The following is a 24,697-nucleotide window of genomic DNA, read 5'->3' as shown; positions in this document are numbered from 1 at the left end:
TGTCAGGTCACCTCAGTAGTAATCGTGTCGATGATGCCGTCCGCAATGTCGTCGATAGGCAAGACAGTGTCCACACAGCCCGTCTCGACGGCACGCTTTGGCATGCCGTACACCGCGGACGTGGCCTCGTCCTGTGCGATGGTCTCGCCGCCGGCCTGCTTGATCCGTCGAATCCCGTCCGCACCGTCCTCACCCATCCCGGTGAGGATGAGGCCGACGAGCGGGTCGTCGATTGTATCCGCGGCCGTCCGCATCGTCACGTCGACGGCCGGGCGGACGCTGTTGACTGGTTCGTCCTGTGTCAGCTTCGTCCGCAGTCGCCCGTTCCGATAGTTCTTGACCACCATGTGGCGGTCGCCGGCGGCGACGAGCCCCTCGCCGCCGCCGATGCGTGCCCCGTCGGTGGCCTCCCGAACCTCGTAGTCGCTTCGCGTGTTTATCCGCTCGGCGAAGCGACCGGTGAATCCTTCGGGCATGTGCTGGATGATGAGCACCCGGAGGTCTGCCTCGATGGGGAGGTTCTCCATCACCTGCTCGACCATTTTCGGGCCGCCAGTCGACGAACCGATGACGAGCGTCGGGTTCGCGACGTAGGCCGTCTGCCCCGACGGACCCCCGGTTTCTCTCCGGCCAGTAGCTGAACCGCTGGCTGTTGTTGCTGCCCCACTGTCACTACTTGTCCCGCCGCGGCTGCGCGTCGCGCCAACATCGACCGCCGCGACGGAGCTGACCATCTCGACCAGCTGGTCTTTCAGGCGTGACATCTCCATCGACACCTCACCACCGGGCTTGGTGAAGAAGTCGACCGCACCCTTATCGAGCGCTTCGAACGTCACATCGGCGTTTTCGTCGGTGTGGGCCGACAGCATCAACACCGGTGTCGGAGACTCGGCCATGATGCGCTCCGTTGCCTCGATGCCGTTCATTACCGGCATCTCGACGTCCATTGTCACGACGTCCGGTTCGTGTTCGATAACGGCTGACACTGCCTCCTCGCCGTCACGCGCCTGCGCAACGACAGTAATACCGCCATCACTGAGGATATCAGAGATGACACTCCGCATGAAGTGAGAGTCGTCTGCGACCACGGCGCGGACACCATCTGCCATATCACCAACGCTCCCGTCGGATAGGAGACATCGGTGCACGAGACATCCTCATACCTACTTCCAACTCCCGTCCGGCCCCGAAATAAATACTCCGCCCACGTAATCAAAGTTGATAGCCCAGCAGGCAGCTTTATGCGCCACTATCCGCGACAGTGTGGATAAGAACCGCAATGGCAGCACAGTCAGCCACCACCGGCCAAGTGCTTGAGTTCCAGCTCGGCTCGGAAACGTACTGCGTGAGTATCGACTACGTGACTGAGATCGTCGACATCGGCGAACTCACGTCCGTCCCGAACGCCCCGCCGCACGTCCGTGGTGTCATGGATCTTCGCGGGCGCACGACATCGATCGTCGATCCCAAGGTCGTCTTCGGTATCGAGGACGAGGGCGCGGAGAAGCGAATCATCGTGTTCGACCCAGAAATTGTCGAAGAACAGGGCGCGGCCGGCTGGCTCGTCGACGAGGTGTATCAGGTAGTGCAGGTCACTCCGGAGCAGGTCGACCGGTCCCCCGCGAACGACGCCGGCTCGATTCGTGGTGTCATCAAGCGAGATGACAGTTTTGTTATCTGGGTGGACCCCGCCATCGTCCACGCTGGTGACTGATTCCGGTTCGTTTAGCGACACACCAGCAAGACTTTTTAACATTCCCGACAGAGAAGTATCTAATCAACTTTCAGTTCCTTCCGAAACTATGATTGAGCAAACCAAAACGGGGATCGAGGGCCTCGACGACATTCTGAACGGCGGTATTGTGAAGAACTCGACGACACTGGTGAGTGGTAACCCCGGTGCCGGGAAATCGATCCTCTGTCTCCAGTACATCTACAACGGCGTCGAAAAGTACGACGAGAATGGCATCTATCTCTCCTTCGAGGAGGATGAGTCGGACCTCCGGGAGGCCGCCGAATCCCTTGGCTTCGAAAACTGGCAGGAGCACGTCGACAACGGTGACATCAAGGTGTACGACAAGCAGGTGCTCCTGCGCGAGAACGACTTCACCTCCTCGCTGGATATTCTACTGGAGGAACTCGAAGACGGAGACTACGACCGGCTGGTGCTTGATTCCCTTGCCATGTTCGAACTGTTCTTCGAAAATGAAAAGGAGAAACGGACGTATCTCCTGAAGTTCACTGACATCCTCAGCGACAGCGGCCTCACGACGCTGATGACCAACGAACAGGGGGCTGTCTTCCCAGACACCGAAATCGGACTGGAGAACTATCTGACCGACGGCAACATCTATCTCATCCAGACACCGACTGACACCGGTGTGAACCGGTACGTCTGGGTCGCCAAGATGCGAAAGCAAAACATCGAGACCGACATCTACCCGATGGAGATCGACCGGGGTGGTATCGATGTCCACCAGAACGCCAGTGCCTTCTCGATGATGAGCGAGGAAGAATCACCAATTTAGCGATACGATAAACCCATTATTACTCCGTAGAACGGAGGGTACAGCGACACAGAACGGCGTTTCCGTACGAACGTCCTGTGGTTCGTGTTTGTCTCTCTTTCACTCGATATCACAGGCGATAGCTTTATTATCGACTGAATTTATGATTTGATAACGATGGATTCAGGGGAGATTCTTCAGACGCTTGGCAATAAATACAGTGCCGAAATCCTTGACGCGACGGACGAACCGGTTTCCGCACAGGAGCTCAGCGACGAACTCGGAATCCCCATTGCGACGTGCTACCGACGCATTGACGAACTGACCGAACACGACTTGCTGGAACTCCACGACAATATCCTCTCTGACGACCGCCGTCGCATCAAGGTGTACCGGCGGAACGTGGACGAGGTCCGGGTCGACTTCGACGACGAACTGACGGTCCACATCGAGGAACGGTCGGAAGTGACCAACAAACTCGACGAGGCGTGGCGGACTCTATCCGAGCGGTAGAACGCCTCCTCGCGGCGTTATCATGAAAGATATTTTCGAGCGTGGATTTAATAGCGGGTTCGCTGTAGCACTGTACAGTGCTGATGATAGAACTTCTCTATGCCATATCGACGCTGGTGTTCGTCGTGGCCGGACTGACAATGGTCGGGATGGCCATGCGTGCGTACCTCCAGACATCGCGGCAGGCGATGCTTCACCTCTCGGTGGGCTTTTCGCTCGCAATCGCGGGCGCGGCCGCGACAATGATTAGCGCATTCATCAACGACTTCGAAGGTGCTCGCTCGTTGCTGCTGGTCAACAGTGGCTTGACGACCTTTGGCTATCTGTTCGTAATGTACAGTCTCGTCACGTACGAGTGAGTGTGTGTCTTGGCCACGCCACCTGACCGACCGGCCCGCGACCGGGCCTCTCTGTCGACGATGGTCTGGAGGTCTCCTTTCTCTATATTGCCCCCTTCCAGCGAAACTCAACACACCTTCGAACTACACGCCAACCATTATTTCTATCGCTGATACCGACTTTGGGACGTGATTAAATCTGATTCTTAGAGGCGACGCGGCTCGATCATCTTCTCTGGGCCAAATAACAGACGTTCTTCTGGCAAATACTCTTCACAGCCCCTCAGAATACCGTTATCAAGTCAAATAATTTGGGGGGAGGTATTATTACTGACGAAAAGAACGGTTGCATAGGGTCAGACAGACCCGGATTAACAATGCTAACGGAACTAACGAACGACGACGACCGCGGGCAGGTCGGTATCGGCACCCTGATCGTGTTCATCGCGATGGTGCTGGTCGCCGCAATCGCCGCGGGCGTCCTGATTAACACGGCCGGCTTCCTCCAGAGCAGCGCCGAGGAGACCGGACAACAGAGCAGTGACCAAGTGACGAACCGACTGCAGCTTGTCAACGCCGTCGGTGAAGACATCCAGTCGTCCAGCAGCACGATCGACACGGTCAAGCTTACCGTAAAGAAGGCACCCGGTGCGGGGAACATCGACATCGGCAGTACAATCGCTCAGTGGGTCGACTCCAGTGGCTCGTACGACCTTACCTACGAAGGCACCTATGACGGCGACCCGGGCGCGAGCGAGTTCTCCGTCGCTGACATCCAAGACGATGACGGATCGATTTCGGGAAGCCAGGTTCTGAACGACCCGTCCGACCGAGCTGTTATTATCTTCAGCGCTGAAGCGATCCGCGGTGGCGCTGCTGACGATGGCCTCGGTGAAGGTGAGACGGCGACGGTTCGACTGAACACTCAGTCCGGTGGCACGACGACCGCCCGACTGGTCGTCCCGGAGACTCTGTCTGGTAACTCTGCGGTCTCGCTGTAACGCATCGTCCCTTTCAATTTCGACTGCTGACATACTCATAGCAAATTTCTGCTTTCTGCGTGCTTTCCATCAGATAGCTGCGACACAATACTGGCTCCGCCACATACACAGTCATTTATTTTGGTCACAAACTCTGTTGACTGCTACTCTCAGAAATAGAATCCAGTTCCCGTCTATTTTCGAACAAATACCGGTTTCAACCGCTGAAGCTGTTACTTACAGCTATCAGTGACTCGGTTATCAATACCTATAATTTGAGAGGAGATATTATTACCCGTGAAAAGAGTCAACAGATAGGGTCAGACAGACCCGGATCAACAATGCTAACGGAACTAACGAATGATGACGACCGCGGGCAGGTCGGTATCGGCACCCTCATCGTGTTCATCGCGATGGTGCTGGTCGCCGCCATTGCTGCGGGCGTCCTGATTAACACGGCTGGCTTCCTCCAGAGCAGCGCCGAGGAAACCGGACAACAGAGCAGTGACCAAGTGACGAACCGACTACAGCTCGTCAACGCCGTCGGTGAAGACATCCAGTCGTCCAGCAGCACGATCAACACGGTCAAGCTGACGGTGAAGAAGGCACCCGGTGCGGGGAACATCGACATCGGCAGTACGATCGCCCAGTGGGTCGACTCTACTGGGTCTTACGACCTAACCTCGTCCGGCTACAGTGGCACCCCGGATCCTGACGGGTCCTCCTTCGCTGTCACTGATGTGCAGGACGACGACGACTCGATTTCGGGAAGCCAGGTCCTGAACGACCCGTCTGACCGCGCGACAATCGTCTTCAGTGCCGAGCTAATCCGCGGAAGCGGTGACGGTGACGGTCTCGGTGAGGGTGAGACGGCGACGGTTCGACTGAACACTCAGTCCGGTGGCACGACGACCGCCCGACTGGTCGTCCCGGAGACTCTGTCTGGTAACTCCGCAGTCAGCCTCTAAACTCGGTCATCTATTTGATTCGACGCCGTTCTCTTTTCTCCACCCTGACCAGCGACGGAGTTATACGATAGCCTCACACACTAGTATCTATGGCTCGGCGGTCAGATGAACCGAATCCGGAAGAGGGCAAGGTACTTTCGCCCGAAGAGCTCGATATCGCCGACGACGAGCACGTCACTGAAATCGACGAGGGCCGCTACGTCGTTTCGTCGGATGTCCGCACTGACGACTCCTACGGGAACCAGGTCTCATCGGATTCGGCGTCTGAATCACCGCCGTCTCCTGCACCAGACCCGGAGCCGTCGGCTCCTGAGTTCTCCGATGCGAACGTCCACGAGTGGCTTGCCGAACAGATGGCCGACTCGAACGCCAGATATGGCTTCGACGTGACCGCGAAGTTCGACGGCGATGTCGACCAGCAACAGCTTGCCTCCAACGACATTGTCACGGTTTTCGAGAGCTTTATGCTCTGGTACGGTCGCCAGATGGACGGGTCGACACCGGTCGAAGAAGTGCTGGGTATCTTGCTGTCGGAATCAAACGTGCCAGTTCGATACCCGCCAGCGGTCATCAAGCAGCTCGTCCGGTCGACACAACTGACGCCGGACGATTCCATCGCCGATCTCTTACAGGCCGTCGAGGATGCCGACGGCGCCGAACTCTGATACGGCCTGTTATACGTCGTTGCCGAACGACGACCTGTAATCGGGTAGCTACCGTGATGACAGGGACAGCAGTGTGTCCAACCGACGAGGGATTTAAATCCGGGCACGGCAGTGTGTAGGGTAGATAATGGTCCCGCGCCAACCGCCGATGGTCGTTGCCCTGTTTGTTCTGGTAACGCTCGTCGTGACGGGACCGCTCGTCGGCGTCGACGCTGTCAGGACACAGCCGACGACTATCGGTGACGGGACGGCGGCTATCAGTTCCGTACAACTGCCCACGTCAGAGATACGGATCACGGACGGTCGGTTCGGCACGAATGTTGCGTATCTCCGAGTACCCGATGCCAGTGTGACCGTCGACTCCGTGACGGGCCGTCCAAGGCTGTTATATCAGGTTGCAGTTCCTGCACTCAACATTTCCCGCGAAGATGAGCGGGTCCTCTCGGAAGGTCAGTCTGGAACGTACCGACTCGCACCCGGAGACAGGGCGGTACCACCGTCGTCACTGGAGCGGGACGTGTACAGGGGCACTGTCCTGCTTCGGGTACAGAGCTTCGAAACTGCTGAGACAATTGTTGCCGAAAACGTGACAGTGCAGGTGGAGCGATGACCCGAGACGCCGAGTGGTTCACTGGCAGCTGCCGACAGTTTGGAAAGACTGTGTTCGGTGACCGCTACGGCTACGTCCTCTGGCTCGGCCTGCTCGTTACGTTCGGGCTCTACTGGCGCGTCGGCATTTTCATCACGGACACGTACACCACTGCCAACGCGCTCGTCGCTGTCTCGAACGGGCAGCTCCACATCACGGAGACGCCGTACACCCTGACACTTGGCGCACAACCGGGCCTGCACAAGTCCGGTGGCATGCTGTACGGGCGAAACTACGGCCAGATCCTGCTGGCTGTCCCGCTGGTCTGGGCACTCCAGGCGCTGTCCGTGTTCATCACCCCCCGGCTATTGCTCCTCGGACTCTGGTCGGGCACTGCGCTCGCTTTTGTCTCTCACGTCAGCGTGCTCGGGCAGCGCCACACCGACACCGCCGGTCGAACTGTTCTGTGGGTCGGTAGCGGTCTCGTCGCCGTCCTGTTTCTGACCGGTGCGCTGACAGCGACAGCCCTTCCGGACACTGCGCTCCCGATAGCTGCGTTCCAGATATCGACAATGCTTGCAGCAGCAACGACCGGTGTCGTTCTCTATCGCCTCGTCGGAATCTGGCACGACCGCCCGGTCGCTTTGGCGGCTGGTGTCGCAATCGGTATCGCCTCGTCTGTCGGATTCTGGGCTTCGCTTCCGAAACGGCACGTTCTGGTAGGACTGTTGATACTGACGACGGTGTACCTGTTTGCTCGGAGCCGAGTTGCGTATGCTGACGCCAGATTTCGGCGTGGGCTCGGCTTTCGCGCCGGTGCGTACGTTGCCGCTGGCCTGGTAACTTGGACTCATGCCTTCGAGGGATTTTTCCTCGTGGTGATTCTGGCCATTGTGGACCTTGTCACCGCAAGGCGAAATTCGTTCATCCACCTCGCTGTTATCGGCCTCGCGCTCTTCCTCGGATCCCTCCCGATGCTCATCACGAACTATCTTATATCCGGTAACCCAGTCAAGCCGCCGCGGTTGCTCTCCGCTGTCGGAGGTGCGAACGTCGAGTTCACACCCGAGACCGGCGGCGATACCGGAACGGGTGGCGGTAGCGGGTCCGGCAGTACTGGGGGTACCGGAACGGGAAGTGATGGCGGAACAGGAAGCGATGGCGGAACAGGAAGCGATGGCGGAACAGGAAGCGATGGCGGAACGGGAAGCGATGGCGGAACGGGAAGCGATGGCGGAACAGGAAGCGATGGCGGAACGGGAAGTGATGGCGGAACGCCGATCATTACACCGGCTCTCGCCCTGTTCGAACGAATCATGGAATCCGCGGCACCCGCGATGGTCTTCGTCTCGGATGCAGTCCGTCTTGGTGTCGGCGTACTGACCACTCCCGAGCGATTGTCACAGATCTTCTTGCGGAGCGGCGCTGCACCACGGATCAACTACGCTCCTAATTCCTACGAGGCGATTGAACTCACAATGGTTGAGGCCGTCCCACTTTTCGGCGCGGTCGCGGCACTTCCCGCGGTTCTGGTTCGCTCAGCCAGTCGACGAATACGGCAGTTGGGCGTCCGTCCGTCGCAGTATTCGCCTCGAACACAGACGGATATGCTTGTCGCGGCCCTCGCAGCTGTATTCACGCTCGTCTATCTGAGCCGCCTGCCGCTGCACACACAGCTCACAGTCCGCTATCTGCTGCCGACGGTCCCGCTCATCATGTACGGACTCGTTCGGATTCCAGCCGTCCACGAAACCGCCAGCGACGCGAGGTGGTGGCTTGCCGGCGGGTACGCTGTGAGTACGATCGGTGGCCTCGTCCTCGGACTCGGTGTCGTTGCCGGACTTGATCTGGCGCTCGGAGAGGCGGTACAGTTCCACGCACTGCTCAATCTCGGAGGGGCTGTTGTCTGTGCTGGGGCTGTGCTGGGCCGCACACTTGCCCCTGACAGGGTCCCGTCCAGAGTGGTCGTTCTGGGTCTGGCACTCCCGGCGGGACTGACGACAGCGTACGTTCTCCTTTCGGGGCTCGTGTACTTCCAGTACGGCCCCTTTGCGCTCGATTTCATTCGCGTTCTCATGCCGCATCTCCCCGCGGTGTAACTGGGTTTCAGGACCCACCGATATCACACGCGATAATTTACGGGACACCTTTATCTAACTCATCACGATATGTAGGCTTGATAGGCATGCCAGACGTACTGATCGCCGACGATTCAGAGTTTATGCGTAACCTCCTCCGCGAGATCCTCGAAGAAGATCACGAGATCGTTGGAGAGGTCGAGAATGGAGTCGAAGCTGTCGAAGTGTTCAAAGAAGAGGGTCCAGACCTGGTGATGATGGATATCGTGATGCCGATCCGGGATGGCATCGAAGCCACAGACGAGATTAAATCTTCTAATCCGGATGCGAACGTCATCATGTGCACAAGCGTTGGCCAGGAAGAGAAAATGAAGGAGGCGGTGAAAGCGGGGGCTGACGGGTATATCACCAAGCCGTTCCAGAAACCCAGTGTGATGGAGGCTATCGAGGACGTCGTTCCCTCATAAATGAACGTCGATATTCAGTCGCTTGGCACGTTCAACCAACTCGCTCACGAGGGGGCTGAACAGGCCACGCAGTCGATGGGCCAGATGACGGGTATCGATGCCGTCGTCGACGTAACCAAAATCACGCTGCTTGACAGAGCAGATGTCGGGGAGGAACTGGCCGGCCGGGACTTCGTCGGAGTCGAGTTCTCCTTCGATGGTGTTCTGGAGGGCGATACTGTGCTTGCCTTCGACGTCGACAGCGCTGGAACGATCACCGAGGAGATGATGCCCGGTAGCAGTGACGACGAGGCGATGGCCAGAAGCTGTATCGAGGAGATCGGCAACATCATGATGAGCGGGTTCATCGACGGGTGGGCCGACTACGTCGGTGCGACCATCGACCATTCGCCGCCGACCTATGTCGAGGAGTCCGGCAGTGACGTGCTCCCAGATGCACCCGTAGACGCCGACCACCAGCAGGTGTTCGTGTTCAAATCGGAGATCGAATGGATCGACGAGTCGGTGAACTTCTACATCTACATGCTCCCTGAGTACGAGTCGCTCACGGAGATGATGGTAGAGCACGTCGACACGGACGGCGACGCAATCCCCATCGACAAGCTCCAGACGTTCAACGAGATGACGACCCGCGGCACCCAGAAAGCCGCTGACAACGTCGAAATGATGACCGGTATTCCGACCGAGTCGGAGGTGACACAGATCAGCTTCGCCCCCATCGAAGACGTGCCGAAACAGATCGGCACGGACACCTTTGTCGGGACGGTCGTCGAGTTCACCGGGACGCCCAGTGGCTACCTGATGGTACTGTTCGATGAGGTCTCTGCAATCAACGTCGCGGAGGCAATGATGCCCATCGAAATGGACAGCGACGAGCTAACCGACCAACACAAAGCTGCCATTGAGGAGCTGGGAAACATCATGACGAGCGGGTTCGTCGACGGCTGGGCGAATGTCCTTCAGACATCGGTCGAACACACGCCGCCACAGGTCGTCCACGACATGGGGCGGGCGATTATCGACCCGCTTGCGGCGCAGGTCGGACAGTATCAGGAGCACGCGTTCATCATCGACTCACAGATGCAGACCGACGACATCGAGTTCCAGGCAGAGATTCACGCCCTGCCAAACGAGAAAGAGTTGCGCGCTGCCCTCAACGACCTTGATGTCGAGCGGGCGACCGAGACGGGCGCGGATGTCGAACAGATATTCAAATAATGAAAGTATACGATGGTAGCCAAACAGAGAGCCCCGAACAAAGTCCGCCCGAGCGTATCAAGGTCGGTATCGCCGAGTACAAGGTGACCACCGAACCGGCCGTGCTGACCACGAGCGGGCTCGGTTCCTGTATCGGGATTGCGATATACGACACCCGGAACACAGTGGCCGGGCTCGTTCACGTCATGCTTCCGTCGGCAGCTGATATCGACGGCGGTAACCATGCGAAGTTCGCGGACACAGGGATCGACGCACTCATCGAAGCCATGGCGGACGCCGGGGCGTCGACGGAGGCGATGGAAGCGAAAATTGCCGGTGGGAGCGATATGCTCGATTTCTCAGAGAGCGGCTCCTCTATCGGGTCGCGAAACGCCAAGAAGGTGCGCGAGACGCTTGACGAACACGGTGTTCCCGTTGTCGGCGAAGACCTCGGCGGTGACCACGGCCGGTCAGTCAAACTCGAAGCTGACACCGGTGATTTCATCGTCAAAAGCGCGAACACGGATTCGATAACACTGTGACGGTCGCGAGCGGCACTCGTGCCTGACGTTTGGCGTCAGACGGACGACAGCCGTTCGTCTGCCGGGGGCGCACTGAATCGATCTGTTCCCCGGCCGTCTGACTGAAATTAATCTGAAATGTAATAGGCTAGTACTTGGGTTGTTAATTTACCGTATCTTAGCCGGGAAAATGGGATATTATTATCAAATATGATACGCTAAGGGGAATATTCAAGAGTAGAAACGGCATGAGATACAAAAGATGAGTAGTCCCGCTCTCGTGCCACTGGCTCCAGCCGTCTCACCAGAACTGGTTGGACTGGCTCCCGCCCTCTTTGTCCTGTTGACCGGCGGGCTGGTTGGTATGAGCATCAAGAATATGTTCGACTCGATTCTGTCGGACGACGAGAGCGGGAACACGAGCGAGGACGACGGTGGCGGCGAAATGGCCGACGGCGGTGGTCTGATGGCTGACGACGGCGGTGGCGACGATCTCGGTGGCCTCGGCGGGCTCGACGACGGCGGCGACGACATGGGTGGGTTCGGTGACGACGAGTTCGGCGACATGGAGGACGCCAGCGGGCCCGACACTGACGAGCTGGAACACCGGCTCGAAGAACTGGAAAACGAGGTCGGCAGCCTCTCCTCGACGGTCAACACGGTGCGGACGGAAAACGAGAGCATCTCCGAGTCTGTCGAAGAAACCGAGGAGAACGTCCGGAAGCTGCTCGACATCTACGAGATGGTCACCCGTGGCGTCAACCCTTTCGCCGACGATGTCGACGGCGGTATGGGCGGCATGGGCGAGGGCGGTGGCTCCTTCGGCCTGTTCGACGATGATGGGAGCGATGATGCTGAAGAGGATATCGACGACGATGTCGCCAACGCCGATGCAGAAGGGTTCTTCGACGAGGACCTGACCGAGGACACTGGCGGTGACATGTCGATGGACGACGGCGGTGTCGACGATATGTTTCCCGACGACGGTGGCGACGACATGGGCGGCTTTGAGGACGACGGCGGGTCGTTCGACGAGGAGTTCGACGACTTCGACGACACGGAGGACGACATGAGCATGGACGATGGGATGAGTATGGACGACGGGGAGAGTATGGACGAGGACAGCGACGACGGCGACGGCGGCAAATCGTTCGCAGAGCTCAAAGACGAGTACGAATCCGGCGACGCCGAGTGGGCCGAGGGTGAGGAACCTGCGGACGAAACGGACGATGATGACGACCTGCTTGCAGATGACGATGATGATCTGCTGGCCGACGAGGACGACGACCTGCTGGCTGAAGATGATGACGGCGGCGATGCAGGCGGGCTGGAAGACGACGACCTCTTTGACGAGGTCATCGAGGACGACGGGCTCGACGACGCCGAGGCGGCTACGGAAGCTGACCCAGAACCAGAGCCCGAACCGGAACCGGACCCAGTCACCGAGACTGAGCCCGAACCGGAACCCGAACCAGAACCCGAATCAGACCCCGAACCGACTGCCACACAGACTGATACGGCGGCGACTGGGAGCAACGATGAGGCAGCGGTAAACGACGGCTCAGACGCAGACGCGGACGACGACGGCAAGCCGTACCTGTCGACGATGCCGGAAGGGTTCGCAGCGGACCTCATCATCGTCGAGTGGCTGGAGTTCCTGGTCCAGCACTCGGGGTACCGTGAAACGGCCCGCGCTATCGACTACTACGAGACCATCGACTGGATCGACGAGTCGGTCGCGGACCAGCTCAAGGAGTACCTCCGCGGCTTCGACAACGTGAACGATACCGGGGACGGGCTGTCTATCGACCACCACACGGAGAGCCTGCACTACATCTCGCAGCTTGACAGTGACAGCGGCGCTGACGCCGTTGCGCTCTCGAAACTGGTGGGAGGTGGTTCCGATGGGATTCAGCGTTAGCGGCTCGGCAGCCGTCATTTTCGTGGCTGCGTTCATCGGCTTCGGGATGTTCTACTCCGCGACCGCGAACAGCTTCGAGCGCGTCAACGACGCCCGCGAGGACCAGCGTGACCGACTGCTCGACCAGCAGAACACCGACATCTCGCTTGTGTCGGCGACGTGGAACAGCAGCGGAGAAAAAGACCTCGTCGTGACCATCGACAACACCGGCTCTGAGACGCTGTCGGTCGAAGCAACCGACCTGCTGGTCGACAACGACTACCGCACCGGCTACGGAACGACCGTCGACGGTGACGGCTCGACTGACATCTGGGCGTCACAGGAGCGGTTGACGATTACCGTCTCCTCGCTCAGTAGCCAGCCTGACCGGGTGAAAGTCGTCACCGAGAACGGTATCGCCGACACGATGGTGGTGAGCTAACATGGCGAGCGTCTCCGTCTCACACCTGATCCTGTTCATCGCGTCGATGGCCATCGCTGCGAGCGTGGCCGGCGTGTTCACGAGCAGTATCGGCGAACTGAGCAACGCTGTCTCGGAACAGGGGCTGGACGTGAGCAGCGACGTCCGGACCGATGTGGAAATAATCTCCGACAGCGGCAGCGACACCATCTACGATAGCGGCAGCGACACAATCACTGTCCACGTCAAAAACACTGGCTCGGAAACGTTGGCCCCAGTTCCCGGACAGCTGGACCTGTTCGTCGATGGGGTTTTCGCCAGTGACTACACGGTGACACTGGAGCCGGACGGTGGCAACTCTTGGCGGCCCGGTGAGGTCGTCCGTATCGACATCAACGACAACCTCAGCAGCGGCGACCACCGTCTCAAGCTGATTGTCAACGGCGACGAGGAGGTGTTGGAGTTCAACACATGAGTATCGCAAGTACTGACCTATTCTCGCTTGGACTGGACGACCACGACCGGCTGAACAAGGAACTGGGCGGCGGTATCCCACCCGGCAGTATCATCCTCGTCGAGGGTGACTACGGAGCCGGGAAATCCGCCATGAGCCAGCGGTTCACCTACGGCCTCTGTGAGGAGGGACACGAAGTGACGTACCTCTCGACGGAGCTGACTGTCGGGAGCTTCCTCGACCAGATGCACTCGCTGTCCTATGACATGGTCGACCACATCCTCGACGAGGACGTGCTGTTCCTGCACGCCGACATCGGCGAATCGAACGCCCTCACTGGCGGTGACGAACAATCAGACCGGAAGGAACTCCTCAAACGGCTGATGGAGGCCGAGGTGATGTGGGACGCCGATGTCGTCGTCATCGACACCTTCGACGCCATCCTCCGGAACGACCCCAAATTCGAGGCCCTTGTCCGGCAAAACGAGGAACGACAGGCCGCTCTGGAGGTCATCTCGTACTTCCGTGATGTCATCTCACAGGGCAAATGCATCATGCTCACCGTCGACCCGTCGACGCTGGACGAGGAGGCTATCGGTCCGTTCCGGGCCATCGCCGACGTGTTCATCGAACTGGAGATGATCGAGGTCGGCAACGACGTGCGCCGGCAGATCAACGTCCTCCGATTCGCCGGTATGGGCGAACAGGTCGGTGACACCATCGGGTTCTCGGTCCGTTCGGGAACCGGCATCGTCATCGAATCACGGAGCGTCGCCTAGAGGTGACATAAGATATGACAGACCACGGACGTGCGAAACCGTCGGACGAACTTCGACAGATGGCAGCGCGACGGCCCCACCTGCGGGACCACCTGAAGAAGTTCAAGCAGATCACCGGTGAGTTCCCGATGCTCATCGACGAGGCCGACGACGAGTACGAGACGAACCGGCCGAACGTGCTCTACCCGGTCGGTGGCCCCATCTTCTGTCATATCTACGGCGACGTGGGTCAGGACATGAAGTACTACGCCATCGAGCCGGAACTCGACGAGGACGAGCGGGCCGTCTTCGGGAAGGTCCGCAACCGTCTGCTCCAGCGTAGCGTCAACAAGCCCGCGCCGGAGAACGAGGCCCAGTTCGACGACCGTATCGAGGAACTCCTGCAAGAGACGACCAAGGTCCGGGACGAAGACAGCGACAGCGGCGTCCTGACACGTCTGTCGAATCTGACCGATGTGAGCAGCGTCGAAGTCACGCAGGAGACCTACGAAAACATCCTCTACCGGCTGAACCGCGACATCGTCGGCCTCGGCCCGCTCGAACCGGTCATGCGCGACCCGGCTAACGAGGACATTCACGTTATCGGCCGCAGCGAGTGCCACGTCGACCACGGGGTCTACGGCATGCTGGAAACGACTGTCGAGTGGCAGAGCGAGGAGGCCTTCGACCAGTGGCTCCGTAACATGGGCGAGCGGATGGGCGACCCGGTCTCCGACTCGGACCCCATCGTCGACTCGACGCTCCCGGACGGGTCGCGTCTGAATCTCATCTACTCTGACGACGTGAGCCTGAAAGGACCCTCGCTCACAATCCGTCAGGGTGACGACGTTCCGCTTTCGATTTTCCAGATTACGAAGTGGATGACGCTGTCGCCGCAACTGGCCGCGTATCTCTGGCTCTGTCTGGAGAACGAACAGACCGTGTTCGTCGTCGGGGAGACGGCGTCCGGGAAGACGACGACGCTGAACGCCATCACCTCGTTCATTCCCGACGACGCGAAGATCTACACCGCGGAGGACACCGCCGAAGTGCTGCCCCCGCACAACACCTGGCAGCAACTCCTGACTCGTGAGGGCGAAGACGAGGGGACCAGCATCGACATGTTCGACCTGGTCGCCGCCGCGCTTCGTTCCCGCCCGGACTACATCATCGTGGGGGAGGTTCGTGGCGAGGAGGGACGGATGGCATTCCAGGCCGCCCAGACCGGCCACCCGGTAATGCTGACCTTCCACGCCAGCGACATCGTCTCGATGATTCAGCGCTTCACCGGCGAACCCATCAACGTCCCCGAGACGTTCATGGACGTGGCTGACGTAGCCCTGTTCCAGAACCGCGTCAAGCAGGGCGATCAGGTCCTTCGCCGCGTGACGAGCGTTCAGGAGATAGAGGGGTACTCCAAGGAGATGGACGGTGTCGTCACCCGGCAGGTGTTCAACTGGGACCCCGTCGAGGACGAGATCATCTTCCAGGGGATGAACAACTCCTTCGTCCTCGAAGAGCAGATTGCGACCCTTCTGGGGTACGAGGACACGCGTGACATCTACGACGACCTCGAGTTCCGTGCGAACCTCATCGAACGGGCCATTCAGGAGGGCATTCTGGGGTATCACGAGGTCAACGACTTCATCTCGGACTTCCAGCGTGACGGCGTCGAAGGGATTCCGTTCAACATAGCAAGGCCCGACTAACGATGGCACAGGGCGAAGCCGAGAGCAACCTCGATCTGACGATATCCGAGACGCTCCAGTCGCTCGTTGAGTCCTACCGCCAGATGACCATCCCGCTGGAGCGGTATCTCTTCCTCATCCTGCTGCCAGCCGTTGCCTTCTTCATCATCTCGACGGTCGTTGCCCTGCTGTTAGAGCAGCCCTTTGCAGTCCGGGCGCCGATTCCCCTGCTTGGCTTTCTCGTGATGGCGTCGGCGATTTTCTACCCGAAAATCCTCCTGAGCCAGCGCAAGCGCGAGCTCAACAACCGGTTTCACCTGCTTATCACCCACATGACCGTGCTGGCGACGACGAAAATCGACCGGATGGAGGTGTTTCGCACGCTGGCCAAGGAGGATGAGTACGGCGAACTCGCGATGGAGATGCACCGTATCGTCCAGCTGGTCGATACCTGGAACCTGAGCCTCGACGACGCCTGCCGCCGCCGTGCCAAACAGGTCCCGAGCCGCGCCGTTTCGGACTTCTTCGACCGCCTCGCGTACACGCTTGGGGCCGGTCAAGGACTCGACGACTATCTCCTGACCGAACAGGAACAGATTATCCAGCACTACTCGACGGTGTACAAGAGCTCGCTCGACAGTTTAGAGGTGATGAAAGACCTCTATCTGTCGATGATTCTCTCGATGACGTTCGCGCTGGTGTTCGCTGTCGTGCTGCCGGTGTTGACCGGAACGAACCCGACGATGACCGTCAGCGCCGTCATTGTGATGTTCGTGTTCGTCCAGACCGGCTTCTACCTCGCTATCCGCTCGATGGCTCCCTACGACCCGGTGTGGTTCCACCCGGTCGACTACCCGTCGCCGATCGAGTCCAAGCTCAACAAGTCGATGGCTGCCGGTGTGGGGCTGTCGATGCTGCTCGTGTTCATCACGCTGGGCGGGATGCTCGGTATCTCGCCGGTCACGCTGAACGACCTCTTTTTCATGTTCGACGAAGTGCCGCTGCCGATGTATGCTGCTGCGCCGATCACGCCGATGATCATCCCCGGTCTCGTCTTCCGGCAGGAAGAACAGCGTATCAAGGACCGCGACTCGGAGTTCCCGAACTTCATCCGCGCGCTTGGTGCGACCGAAGGCGCGAAACAGTCAACGACCGGCGCGGTGCTTCGCACCCTCCGCAAGAAGGACTTCGGCGCGCTCTCTCCGAACATCGACAACCTCTACAAGCGGCTGAATATGCGGATCGAGCCGACATCTGCCTGGCGCTTTTTCACTGCCGACTGCCGGTCCTACCTCATCCAGACCTTCTCAGAGATGTATCTCATCGGCCGCGAGATGGGTGGGTCGCCAAAGCAACTGGGCGAACTCATCTCCGAGAACATGAATCAGGTGCTGCAGCTCCGCCAGAAGCGCAAGCAGGCGGCGACGACGCTCGTCGGCCTCCTCTACGGGATGACCGCTGCCTCAACCTTCGCCTTCTTCATCGGCCTGCAGGTCGTCAACATCCTCGCCGGTATGTCGCTGAACCTGAGTACCGGGAGCCGTCTTGACGCCGCCTCGCTTATCAACACGAGCGTCTACAACATTCCGCTCATAGAGTTCCTGCTCATTATCATTATTATGTTCGGCGCGATGCTGTCGTCGCTGATGATTCGAACTGTCGACGGCGGCCACAACGCCAACACCTACATGCACTTCGTTATGCTCACGTGGATCGGCGCGGTTACCGGGACGTTCACGAAGTGGCTGGTGTCGCAGTTTCTCTCAATCTGAGGGTCCCTTTTTACTGCAGGGGGTTTCCTCGCGCCTGCGGCGTTGCGGGAACCCCCTTGCAAAAATATACGCTAAAAACGACCTCCGAGTCGCGGCCTGCGGCCGCGCTCGGAGTGAAACCGCTCGCTGGGCTCGCGGGACATCACAACAGCATCAGCACAGTCTTCAGCAGACCTGCCTTTCCCCGGGTCGCGCCACACAGGGCGCTCCCGGCCCCCAGCACTGCGACAACGACTCCCCGGCCTGCCGCACGGGGGTACTGCGACAGCTACCCCTCGAAGCCGTCTTCCCACCGGAACACGCCGTCTCGCTGGACGATTTCGCCGTCGACTTCGAGCCGCGACCCCTCGCCCATCGTCGTGATGAGGTCCTCGTGGACGGCGCTGTCGTTGCCGGACTCACCTTCGGGGAGACAGGCGTCGTACGCGCGCCCGAGCGCGAGGTGGACCGTTCCGCCCATCTTCTCGTCGAAGAGGATGTTGTCGGTGACGCGGTCGACGCCACGGTTCATTCCGATGCCGAGCTCGCCCAGCTGGCGGGAGCCGCCGTCAGTCCCGATGATTTCATCGATGACCGCCTCGCCCTGCTCGGCCGACCAGTCGACGACGACGCCGTCCTTGAACGTCAGCTCGACGTTCTTGACGCGGCGCCCCTGTATCGTCATCGGCACGTCGAAGGTGACGACGCCGGCGGTGTCGTAGGGCGCGGTGAACACCTCGCCCGAGGGGAGGTTGTGCGAGTCGTAGGCCACGCTGGCAGCGGAATTGACGGCAAGGCGGTCGTCGATGTACAGCGTGAGGTCCGTCCCGCCGGTGATGAGACGGACCGCCTCGCCGTCGTCCAGAATGTCTTTCAGCTTGGCTTGTTCTTCGGCCAGTGCCTCCCAGTCACGCAGCGTCGCGTCGTAGACGAAGTCCTCGTAGTCGGCGTAGGCCATCCCGGCCTGCTGGGCCATCGCCCGCGTCGGGTGCTGTGTCGATACCCAGTCGGTGTCCAGCCGGGCCTCCCGGATTGCCTGTCGGGACCTGGAGTACGCCTGCCGCTGGTCACTGCCAACGTCGGCTGTCTCGGTGGTGTTGCACGACCCCTTCAGGAACAGTACGCTGTCGGCTTGTTCGTACAGCGCCAGTTCGTACTCGGGGTCCTCAGTGAACGACTCATCGTGGGCCTGCAGATAGGCTCGCGTGAGTTCGTCGGACTGGTACGTCGACAGGAGGTTCGCGCCGCGGTCGCCAAGCTGTTCGGCCACAGCGACTGCGAGGTCGTGAGCGCCGTCCTCGACGGCCACGACCACGTCATCGCCCGCGCCGATGCGAGCGCTCCAGTCGACAAGAATACGAGCGTGTTCGCGTATGCGTTCGTCCATATTCTCAGCAGGAGTGGCCGAACCAAAACGGCGGTGGTCCTCGGGATATCATGTATGATGTGATTGTATTCCGTAGATTTTTTGCGTTCCAGAGCCGGAGTGTCCGGTGCAGTACGGGACAGCACTACGTGGCAATTGCTTGCTTCCCACGACCACTTCCAAGGCAGTTGGTTGGTGACGGCGCCGTGACTGACGACGGCACGGGTGGTGTTCGTGCCACGCTTTTCTGTCGAACCGCAACCCCTACCTGTTCGGTCGGCGACCCCCCTGTATGGAACTTGGCGTCATCGGACTCGGACGCATGGGCCGCATCGTCGTCGACCGCGTACTCGAAGCCGGCCACGAGGTCGTCGTCTTCGACATCGACGAGGAGAGTGTTGCCGACGCGACAGACGCCGGGGCTCGACCGGCATCATCTATCGCCGACCTCGCGGAGAAACTCGGCTCGGAAAAACGCATCTGGCTGATGGTCCCGGCGGGGGACCCGGTCGACGCCGCGCTGGACGAACTGGCCCCGACACTCGACGGCGACGACGTTGTGGTCGACGGCGGTAATTCCTACTTTGAAGATTCAGTTCGCCGTGCCGAGTCGACTGATGCGGCCTACCTCGACTGTGGCACCTCTGGCGGTCCCGCCGGTGCGGAACTGGGCTTCTCGCTGATGGTCGGCGGCCCGGAGTGGGCCTACGACGAACTGGTTCCCGTCTTCGACGCCGTCGCGACCGGCCCCGACGGCCACGACCGGATGGGGCCGGCGGGCTCGGGCCATTACGTCAAGATGGTCCACAACGGCGTCGAGTACGCGCTGATGCAGACCTACGGCGAGGGCTTCGAACTGCTGGCAAACGGCCGGTACGACCTCGACCTCGAATCCGTCGCCAACACCTGGAACAACGGGGCCGTCATCCGTTCGTGGCTGCTAGAACTCTGCGAGGAGGCGTTCCGCGAGGAGGGCAACGACCTCGGCGACGTGGCCGACCGCGTCGAAGGCGGGTCGACCGGCACCTGGACCGTACAGGAGGCGCTCGAACAGGAAGTCCCAGTGCCGCTCATCTACCAGTCGCTTGCAGAGCGGTTCGGTTCGCGGGCCGACGACGGTCGCTTCTCGCGCCGCCTCGCCAGCCGCCTCCGATACGGCTTCGGTCGCCACGAGGTCCCGCGCCGCGAGTAGACCATCGCCGATTGCGGTTACTTTCTGTGTCATCGTTTCGGGCCGTGGGCCGCTCCGTCAAGCGGTGTCGACGGTGCTCGCGCGTTGAAACAACAGCTAATTAAACCAGTATTCCATAGCCGGATACATGGTAGAACTCGTTGGACTCGCCGCCGGGGCCACGCTTACCCTGATAGTGGTCGCGCTCCACTACGCCAAAGGGACCGGTTGGGAGGCACCGGAAGATATCTCTCAGGAGGTTCTGGAGCAGCGAGCCGCGACAGTCCCCGAGACAGATTTCCCGGAGCCGTACAACCGCTCTATCGGCGGTGGCGGTGCCACAGCGATTCCGGCTGGTGAGGCCGAAGGCGAACTCGGCGAGGGCGAAGAGGTCGAAGAAGAGGACAAAGGCTTCGACCCCGACGACATCGCCGACGACGAGGTCGAGTACTACGAAATCGAATTCGCCAAGGAGGGTGAGACAATCGAGGTCGCCAACAACGAGACGATTCTCGACGCCGGCGAAGAGGAAGGCTGGGACCTCCCCTACGCCTGCCGCGAGGGCCAGTGTATCTCCTGTGCCGGCCATATCGAGGACGGTCCAGCCGAGGACTACATCCGTCACAGCAACAACGACTCGCTGATGGACGACGACATGGAAGAGGGGTACTGTCTGACCTGTGTCGCGTACCCGACCAGCGAGTTCACGATCGAGACTGGCGAGTCGCCCTGACGGGTTCACAATCGTTAAGACGGACAGTCTGATAGCGTTTCTTGTGGGCGGCTAGTTCAGCGGACAGAACGCCTGGTTCCGGACCAGATGGTCGGGGGTTCAAATCCCTCGCCGCCCGTTTTCAGCGAACCGGCAGCGAGAACGTAGGTACACACGGGCGATGCAAGCGACGCCCGCGACCGTGCGCTGTCTCTCACAGCTCTGTTGACTGTCACGGGACGGGAATCGCCGCAACGTCCTTGAGGTTCCGACACAAGGTACGAACACATGCGTGTGCTTGTCGTGGGTGCGACCGGATTCATCGGACAGCGACTGGTTCGTGCCCTGAACGACGCAGGCCACGACGTGGTCGCGTTTTCCCGGAGCGCGAGCGAGGAATCCTTTCCTGATGGGGTCGAGCCGTTCGAGGGTGACCTCGGCGACCCAGACTCTCTTGACGGGCTCTGTGATGATATCGACGTAGCGTACTACCTCATCCACTCGCTCACGTCCGAGAACTTTGCCGAGCTAGACCGTCGCTACGCCCGTCGGTTCGCCGACTTGGCGTCGGCTGCGGGCGTCGACAGGGTCGTCTATCTCAGCGGTATCAGCGGTGACGAGGAGAACCTCTCGCCCCATCTGGCGTCGCGGCGCGAAGTCGAATCGGTGCTTGCCGAAGGGTCGTTCGACCTGACAGTACTCCGGGCGGCGGTCATCATCGGTCCGGAGAGCGCGAGCTTCCGGATCGTCAACGACCTGACCGACCGCCTGCCGCTGATGCTCGTCCCGAAGTGGGTCCGAACGCCGTGTCAACCCATCGGTGTCGACGACGCGATTAGCTACCTCGTGGCGTTACTCGATGCCGACGAGACCCGCGGTGAGACCTACGATATCGGCGGGCCATCGGTGTGGTCCTACGAGTCGCTGCTGAAACTCACCGCGGCGGAGAAGGGCAAGCGGGTGTTCATCATCCCTGTGCCGGTGATGACGCCGGGCCTGTCCTCGCACTGGCTTCGCTTCACGACAGACGTACAGTACGCCATTGCCCGGCCGCTGGCCGAGAGTATGCGGAACCCGGTCACGGTCGACCCGGCGATGGACCTGCAGGATGTCGTGCCGATCGACCAGACGCCGATCAAGGACGCCGTTCGGCGGTCGTTGATGGCGTCGTAGGCAGCGACGGACTCTGCGGGACTGTTTTGGCGCTGTGCGCTGCAGACGTACGTATGCCCGAATCGGTCGCCGTCACCGGCGGTAACGGCCGCGTCGGCACGCACGTTCTCGAACATCTGGATGCAGCGGGGTACCGGACGGTCAATCTCTCCCGTGGTAGGCGCGACGAGACACACTCGGACGCATACGTCGAGACTGACCTGCTTGACGCGGGCGACGTGTACGAGGCGCTCGCAAAATCTGACCCTGACGCCGTCGTCCACCTCGGGATGATTCCAACGCCCGACCGCGCGCCGGGACACCGGACCTACGAGAGTAACGTCATGTCCAGCTATCACGTACTCGAGGCCGCCGGCGAACTGGGCGTTGATACGGTCGCTCTGGCGTCGAGTTTTAGCGCCATCGGCGGCGGGTTCGAACCGGAGCCGATCACAATCGACTATCTTCCGGTCGACGAGGACCACCGCCTTACACCGTCAAACCCGTACGCAATGGGGAAACAGGCACTGGAGATCGCTGCCGACGGGTTCGCCCGCCGAAGTGCGGACGCACCGCAGACCATCACGTCGCTTCGGTTACCGTGGGTGGTCGACGACGAACTGGCCCGCGAGACGTTCGTCGAGGCCGACCGTACCCTCGCTGGGCTCCGGGACTCGGCGCATTTCCATACCCAGCGGAACACGCTCTGTGGGTATGTCCATGCTACCGACGCTGTCACGCTCGTCGAGGCAGCCATCGAGGCGTCGTTTCACGGCCACGAGCGGCTCTGGGTGTCGGCCCCGGACACGAGCGCCGAGACACCGAGCGCCGAACTCGCAGCAGCACTGTATCCCGAGGCCGACTACCGAGAACAGGCGAGTAACCACGGAGACCCATATGCGGCGCTCATCGACACGTCGAAAGCCGAGCAGCTACTCGACTGGGAACCGATCTGGAGCTGGCGACAACTGGCCTGAAGCCAGCGGTGGCCCGTGCATCGATCCGGATGCGACCATTACCACGCCGCATGTAGCGGCCGTTTCATCCGGAACGCATCACTAAAATGTAATGTGAATGTAACTAACACGCATGAGTGATGCAGAGCAGCCAGCCGAGAGCGAGACACACAATCATAACGAGCACCACGACCACGAGGGACCGGGGTATGCCACCCCGCAGGCGGCTATCGAGGAGGCCGAGCGTGAACAGACCGCCTACGTGATGGGCCTACACGTAGGCCAGGACGTCGACGCGCCGGACTTCCTAGCCGTCGTCGACGTGGACCCCGACTCGGACACCTACAGCGAAATAATCAACCGGGTCAAAATGCCGAACAAGGGCGACGAACTCCACCACTTCGGGTGGAACGCCTGCTCCTCCTCGTGTCACATGGACGGGCTGGAACGCCAGCATCTCGTCATTCCCGGCCAGCGGTCCTCCCGAATTCACATCGTCGACACAAAGGAGCGCCGCGACCCCGAGCTGACGAAAGTCATCGAACCCGAGGAAGTGTACGAACACGACCTCTCCGCGCCGCATACGGTCCACTGCATCCCCGACGGTGAGATTCTCATCTCCATGCTGGGCGACGCCGACGGCGACCTCCCCGGCGGCTTTCTGGAACTCAACGACGACTTCGAGGTGCAGGGCCGGTGGGACACGCCCGGCGAGATTGAGATGAACTACGATTACTGGTACCAGCCCCGCCAGAACGTGATGCTGTCGACGGAGTGGGCGGCCCCGAAGACGTACTACCCCGGCTTCGATCTGGACGATGTCGAGGACGGCAAGTACGGGCAGCGGCTCAACTTCTGGGACTGGGAGGCCGGCACCGTCGAGCAGACCATCGACCTCGGCGAGGACGGCCTGATTCCGCTTGAGGCCCGCTTCCTGCACACGCCTGAGAGCACACACGGCTATGTCGGGGCGGCACTGTCCTCGAACATCATCCACTTCCATGAATCGAACGGTGAGTACCACGCCGAACCGGTCATCGAGTTCGACGACCGCGAGCACGAGGGGTGGGACATGCCGGTCCCGGCACTGGTGACGGATATCCTCATCTCGATGGACGACCGCTACCTCTTCGGGTCGAACTGGCTCCACGGCGAGGTGTGGATGTACGACATCTCGGACCCGTCGAACCCCCGAAAGGCCGATTCCATCTCAATCGGGGGCTACTTCGGCGACATTCAGCAGGTACAGGGGCGTGATATCGTTGCCGGCCCGCAGATGCTCCAACTCTCACTCGACGGCGAGCGGCTGTACTGGACGACCTCGCTGTTTTCGTCGTGGGACAACCAGTTCTTCCCCGAGGAGGCCGAAAACGGCTCGGTGATGCTCAAAGCCGACGTGGACCCGCGGACGGGAACGATGTCGCTGGACCGTGACTTCCTCGTGGACTTCGGCGACCTCCCTGAAGGCCCCGCTCGTGCCCACGAGATTCGGTGGCCCGACGGGGACTGTACCAGCGACGTGTGGCAATGAGGGCAGCTCGGCTG

General features: G+C 60.4%; 25 protein-coding genes and 1 tRNA gene. 24 read left to right on the top strand and 2 right to left on the bottom strand.

The genetic code is table 11. The annotated features are described in order from the left end of the window. Positions 1 to 2: 2 nt before the first annotated feature. A complete protein-coding gene (gene cheB, locus C437_RS02385; RefSeq protein WP_004515275.1) occupies positions 3 to 1,109 on the bottom strand; it encodes a chemotaxis-specific protein-glutamate methyltransferase CheB in 1,107 nt (368 codons plus the stop codon). A 170-nt stretch (positions 1,110 to 1,279) separates the two neighbouring features. Here cheB and C437_RS02380 point away from each other — a divergent pair, with 170 nt between their 5' ends. From C437_RS02380 to flaJ, 18 genes are all read left to right on the top strand, one after another. Next, the gene (locus C437_RS02380) at positions 1,280 to 1,714 is read left to right on the top strand and encodes a chemotaxis protein CheW (protein ID WP_004515274.1); all 435 of its coding nucleotides are present in this window, start codon (positions 1,280 to 1,282) and stop codon (positions 1,712 to 1,714) included. Between the two features lie 88 nt (positions 1,715 to 1,802). After that, on the top strand, positions 1,803 to 2,528 hold the full coding sequence (locus C437_RS02375) for an RAD55 family ATPase (RefSeq protein ID WP_004515273.1): 726 nt from the start codon (positions 1,803 to 1,805) through the stop codon (positions 2,526 to 2,528). 156 nt (positions 2,529 to 2,684) lie between these two features. Beyond that, on the top strand, positions 2,685 to 3,020 hold the full coding sequence (locus C437_RS02370; protein ID WP_004515272.1) for an ArsR/SmtB family transcription factor: 336 nt from the start codon (positions 2,685 to 2,687) through the stop codon (positions 3,018 to 3,020). 83 nt (positions 3,021 to 3,103) lie between these two features. After that, complete coding sequence (locus C437_RS02365; protein ID WP_004515271.1) at positions 3,104 to 3,379, top strand: DUF7521 family protein; 276 nt, start codon at positions 3,104 to 3,106, stop codon at positions 3,377 to 3,379. A 356-nt stretch (positions 3,380 to 3,735) separates the two neighbouring features. Further along, positions 3,736 to 4,359 carry an archaellin/type IV pilin N-terminal domain-containing protein gene (locus C437_RS02360; RefSeq protein ID WP_004515270.1) on the top strand — a complete coding sequence of 208 codons (624 nt, stop codon included), beginning with the start codon at positions 3,736 to 3,738 and terminating at the stop codon, positions 4,357 to 4,359. A gap of 320 nt (positions 4,360 to 4,679) precedes the next feature. Beyond that, the gene (locus C437_RS02355) at positions 4,680 to 5,306 is read left to right on the top strand and encodes an archaellin/type IV pilin N-terminal domain-containing protein (protein WP_004515269.1); all 627 of its coding nucleotides are present in this window, start codon (positions 4,680 to 4,682) and stop codon (positions 5,304 to 5,306) included. Positions 5,307 to 5,395: 89 nt separating this feature from the next. Continuing rightward, entirely contained in the window at positions 5,396 to 5,971 is a 576-nt protein-coding gene (locus C437_RS02350; RefSeq protein ID WP_004515268.1) for a DUF7500 family protein, read from the top strand. A gap of 127 nt (positions 5,972 to 6,098) precedes the next feature. Beyond that, on the top strand, positions 6,099 to 6,581 hold the full coding sequence (locus C437_RS02345) for a hypothetical protein (protein WP_004515267.1): 483 nt from the start codon (positions 6,099 to 6,101) through the stop codon (positions 6,579 to 6,581). Next, positions 6,578 to 8,659 carry a hypothetical protein gene (locus tag C437_RS02340; protein ID WP_004515266.1) on the top strand — a complete coding sequence of 694 codons (2,082 nt, stop codon included), beginning with the start codon at positions 6,578 to 6,580 and terminating at the stop codon, positions 8,657 to 8,659. The genes C437_RS02345 and C437_RS02340 overlap by 4 nt, the downstream gene beginning before the upstream one ends. An 86-nt stretch (positions 8,660 to 8,745) precedes the next feature. Further along, entirely contained in the window at positions 8,746 to 9,105 is a 360-nt protein-coding gene (cheY, locus tag C437_RS02335) for a chemotaxis protein CheY (RefSeq protein WP_004515265.1), read from the top strand. Continuing rightward, on the top strand, positions 9,106 to 10,323 hold the full coding sequence (locus tag C437_RS02330; protein WP_004515264.1) for a chemotaxis protein CheC: 1,218 nt from the start codon (positions 9,106 to 9,108) through the stop codon (positions 10,321 to 10,323). After that, complete coding sequence (locus C437_RS02325; protein WP_004515263.1) at positions 10,323 to 10,844, top strand: chemotaxis protein CheD; 522 nt, start codon at positions 10,323 to 10,325, stop codon at positions 10,842 to 10,844. Before C437_RS02330 ends, C437_RS02325 begins: the two co-directional genes overlap by 1 nt. 241 nt (positions 10,845 to 11,085) lie before the next feature. Further along, complete coding sequence (locus C437_RS02320; RefSeq protein ID WP_049919574.1) at positions 11,086 to 12,744, top strand: FlaD/FlaE family flagellar protein; 1,659 nt, start codon at positions 11,086 to 11,088, stop codon at positions 12,742 to 12,744. Then, positions 12,728 to 13,165, top strand: a complete 438-nt coding sequence (locus tag C437_RS02315) for a flagellar protein F (protein ID WP_004515261.1) — start codon at positions 12,728 to 12,730, stop codon at positions 13,163 to 13,165. The genes C437_RS02320 and C437_RS02315 overlap by 17 nt, the downstream gene beginning before the upstream one ends. A 1-nt stretch (position 13,166) precedes the next feature. After that, entirely contained in the window at positions 13,167 to 13,619 is a 453-nt protein-coding gene (locus tag C437_RS02310) for a CARDB domain-containing protein (protein ID WP_004515260.1), read from the top strand. Continuing rightward, complete coding sequence (locus C437_RS02305) at positions 13,616 to 14,377, top strand: ATPase domain-containing protein (RefSeq protein ID WP_004515259.1); 762 nt, start codon at positions 13,616 to 13,618, stop codon at positions 14,375 to 14,377. Before C437_RS02310 ends, C437_RS02305 begins: the two co-directional genes overlap by 4 nt. Positions 14,378 to 14,391: 14 nt before the next feature. Continuing rightward, the gene (locus C437_RS02300) at positions 14,392 to 16,065 is read left to right on the top strand and encodes a type II/IV secretion system ATPase subunit (protein WP_004515258.1); all 1,674 of its coding nucleotides are present in this window, start codon (positions 14,392 to 14,394) and stop codon (positions 16,063 to 16,065) included. A gap of 2 nt (positions 16,066 to 16,067) precedes the next feature. Further along, positions 16,068 to 17,816, top strand: a complete 1,749-nt coding sequence (gene flaJ / locus C437_RS02295; RefSeq protein ID WP_004515257.1) for an archaellar assembly protein FlaJ — start codon at positions 16,068 to 16,070, stop codon at positions 17,814 to 17,816. Between the two features lie 268 nt (positions 17,817 to 18,084). Here the strand turns inward: flaJ and C437_RS02290 are convergent, their stop codons facing one another. Continuing rightward, positions 18,085 to 19,182: an aminopeptidase gene (locus C437_RS02290; protein ID WP_004515256.1), complete on the bottom strand. Its 1,098-nt coding sequence runs from the start codon at positions 19,180 to 19,182 to the stop codon at positions 18,085 to 18,087. 271 nt (positions 19,183 to 19,453) lie between these two features. Between C437_RS02290 and gnd the strand changes: the two genes are divergently transcribed. The 6 genes from gnd to C437_RS02260 all read left to right on the top strand — a co-directional run bounded on the left by gnd (position 19,454) and on the right by C437_RS02260 (position 24,683). Then, on the top strand, positions 19,454 to 20,353 hold the full coding sequence (gene gnd, locus C437_RS02285; RefSeq protein WP_004515255.1) for a phosphogluconate dehydrogenase (NAD(+)-dependent, decarboxylating): 900 nt from the start codon (positions 19,454 to 19,456) through the stop codon (positions 20,351 to 20,353). Between the two features lie 127 nt (positions 20,354 to 20,480). Then, positions 20,481 to 21,065 (top strand): 2Fe-2S iron-sulfur cluster-binding protein, encoded by a 585-nt coding sequence (locus C437_RS21035; RefSeq protein WP_004515254.1) that lies wholly within the window; start codon positions 20,481 to 20,483, stop codon positions 21,063 to 21,065. 45 nt (positions 21,066 to 21,110) lie between these two features. Next, positions 21,111 to 21,183 (top strand) — tRNA-Arg (locus C437_RS02275). A gap of 149 nt (positions 21,184 to 21,332) precedes the next feature. Next, positions 21,333 to 22,217 (top strand): NAD(P)H-binding protein, encoded by an 885-nt coding sequence (locus C437_RS02270; protein WP_004515253.1) that lies wholly within the window; start codon positions 21,333 to 21,335, stop codon positions 22,215 to 22,217. Between the two features lie 53 nt (positions 22,218 to 22,270). After that, the gene (locus C437_RS02265) at positions 22,271 to 23,173 is read left to right on the top strand and encodes an NAD-dependent epimerase/dehydratase family protein (RefSeq protein ID WP_004515252.1); all 903 of its coding nucleotides are present in this window, start codon (positions 22,271 to 22,273) and stop codon (positions 23,171 to 23,173) included. Positions 23,174 to 23,285: 112 nt separating this feature from the next. Further along, complete coding sequence (locus C437_RS02260) at positions 23,286 to 24,683, top strand: selenium-binding family protein (protein WP_004515251.1); 1,398 nt, start codon at positions 23,286 to 23,288, stop codon at positions 24,681 to 24,683. Positions 24,684 to 24,697 lie beyond the last annotated feature (14 nt).

This window comes from Haloarcula vallismortis ATCC 29715, from assembly GCF_000337775.1.
Lineage (GTDB): Archaea > Halobacteriota > Halobacteria > Halobacteriales > Haloarculaceae > Haloarcula > Haloarcula vallismortis.
The sequence above is the reverse complement of the archived record's forward strand: the minus strand, read 5'-3'. Positions and strand labels throughout refer to the sequence as shown.

Bases quoted from the DNA above. Each gene is read 5' to 3' on its own strand.
- cheB (WP_004515275.1), bottom strand. From the start codon at position 1,109: ATGGCAGATGGTGTCCGCGCCGTGGTCGCAGACGACTCTCACTTCATG.
- C437_RS02380 (WP_004515274.1), top strand. From the start codon at position 1,280: ATGGCAGCACAGTCAGCCACCACCGGCCAAGTGCTTGAGTTCCAGCTC.
- C437_RS02375 (WP_004515273.1), top strand. From the start codon at position 1,803: ATGATTGAGCAAACCAAAACGGGGATCGAGGGCCTCGACGACATTCTG.
- C437_RS02370 (WP_004515272.1), top strand. From the start codon at position 2,685: ATGGATTCAGGGGAGATTCTTCAGACGCTTGGCAATAAATACAGTGCC.
- C437_RS02365 (WP_004515271.1), top strand. From the start codon at position 3,104: ATGATAGAACTTCTCTATGCCATATCGACGCTGGTGTTCGTCGTGGCC.
- C437_RS02360 (WP_004515270.1), top strand. From the start codon at position 3,736: ATGCTAACGGAACTAACGAACGACGACGACCGCGGGCAGGTCGGTATC.
- C437_RS02355 (WP_004515269.1), top strand. From the start codon at position 4,680: ATGCTAACGGAACTAACGAATGATGACGACCGCGGGCAGGTCGGTATC.
- C437_RS02350 (WP_004515268.1), top strand. From the start codon at position 5,396: ATGGCTCGGCGGTCAGATGAACCGAATCCGGAAGAGGGCAAGGTACTT.
- C437_RS02345 (WP_004515267.1), top strand. From the start codon at position 6,099: ATGGTCCCGCGCCAACCGCCGATGGTCGTTGCCCTGTTTGTTCTGGTA.
- C437_RS02340 (WP_004515266.1), top strand. From the start codon at position 6,578: ATGACCCGAGACGCCGAGTGGTTCACTGGCAGCTGCCGACAGTTTGGA.
- cheY (WP_004515265.1), top strand. From the start codon at position 8,746: ATGCCAGACGTACTGATCGCCGACGATTCAGAGTTTATGCGTAACCTC.
- C437_RS02330 (WP_004515264.1), top strand. From the start codon at position 9,106: ATGAACGTCGATATTCAGTCGCTTGGCACGTTCAACCAACTCGCTCAC.
- C437_RS02325 (WP_004515263.1), top strand. From the start codon at position 10,323: ATGAAAGTATACGATGGTAGCCAAACAGAGAGCCCCGAACAAAGTCCG.
- C437_RS02320 (WP_049919574.1), top strand. From the start codon at position 11,086: ATGAGTAGTCCCGCTCTCGTGCCACTGGCTCCAGCCGTCTCACCAGAA.
- C437_RS02315 (WP_004515261.1), top strand. From the start codon at position 12,728: ATGGGATTCAGCGTTAGCGGCTCGGCAGCCGTCATTTTCGTGGCTGCG.
- C437_RS02310 (WP_004515260.1), top strand. From the start codon at position 13,167: ATGGCGAGCGTCTCCGTCTCACACCTGATCCTGTTCATCGCGTCGATG.
- C437_RS02305 (WP_004515259.1), top strand. From the start codon at position 13,616: ATGAGTATCGCAAGTACTGACCTATTCTCGCTTGGACTGGACGACCAC.
- C437_RS02300 (WP_004515258.1), top strand. From the start codon at position 14,392: ATGACAGACCACGGACGTGCGAAACCGTCGGACGAACTTCGACAGATG.
- flaJ (WP_004515257.1), top strand. From the start codon at position 16,068: ATGGCACAGGGCGAAGCCGAGAGCAACCTCGATCTGACGATATCCGAG.
- C437_RS02290 (WP_004515256.1), bottom strand. From the start codon at position 19,182: ATGGACGAACGCATACGCGAACACGCTCGTATTCTTGTCGACTGGAGC.
- gnd (WP_004515255.1), top strand. From the start codon at position 19,454: ATGGAACTTGGCGTCATCGGACTCGGACGCATGGGCCGCATCGTCGTC.
- C437_RS21035 (WP_004515254.1), top strand. From the start codon at position 20,481: ATGGTAGAACTCGTTGGACTCGCCGCCGGGGCCACGCTTACCCTGATA.
- C437_RS02270 (WP_004515253.1), top strand. From the start codon at position 21,333: ATGCGTGTGCTTGTCGTGGGTGCGACCGGATTCATCGGACAGCGACTG.
- C437_RS02265 (WP_004515252.1), top strand. From the start codon at position 22,271: ATGCCCGAATCGGTCGCCGTCACCGGCGGTAACGGCCGCGTCGGCACG.
- C437_RS02260 (WP_004515251.1), top strand. From the start codon at position 23,286: ATGAGTGATGCAGAGCAGCCAGCCGAGAGCGAGACACACAATCATAAC.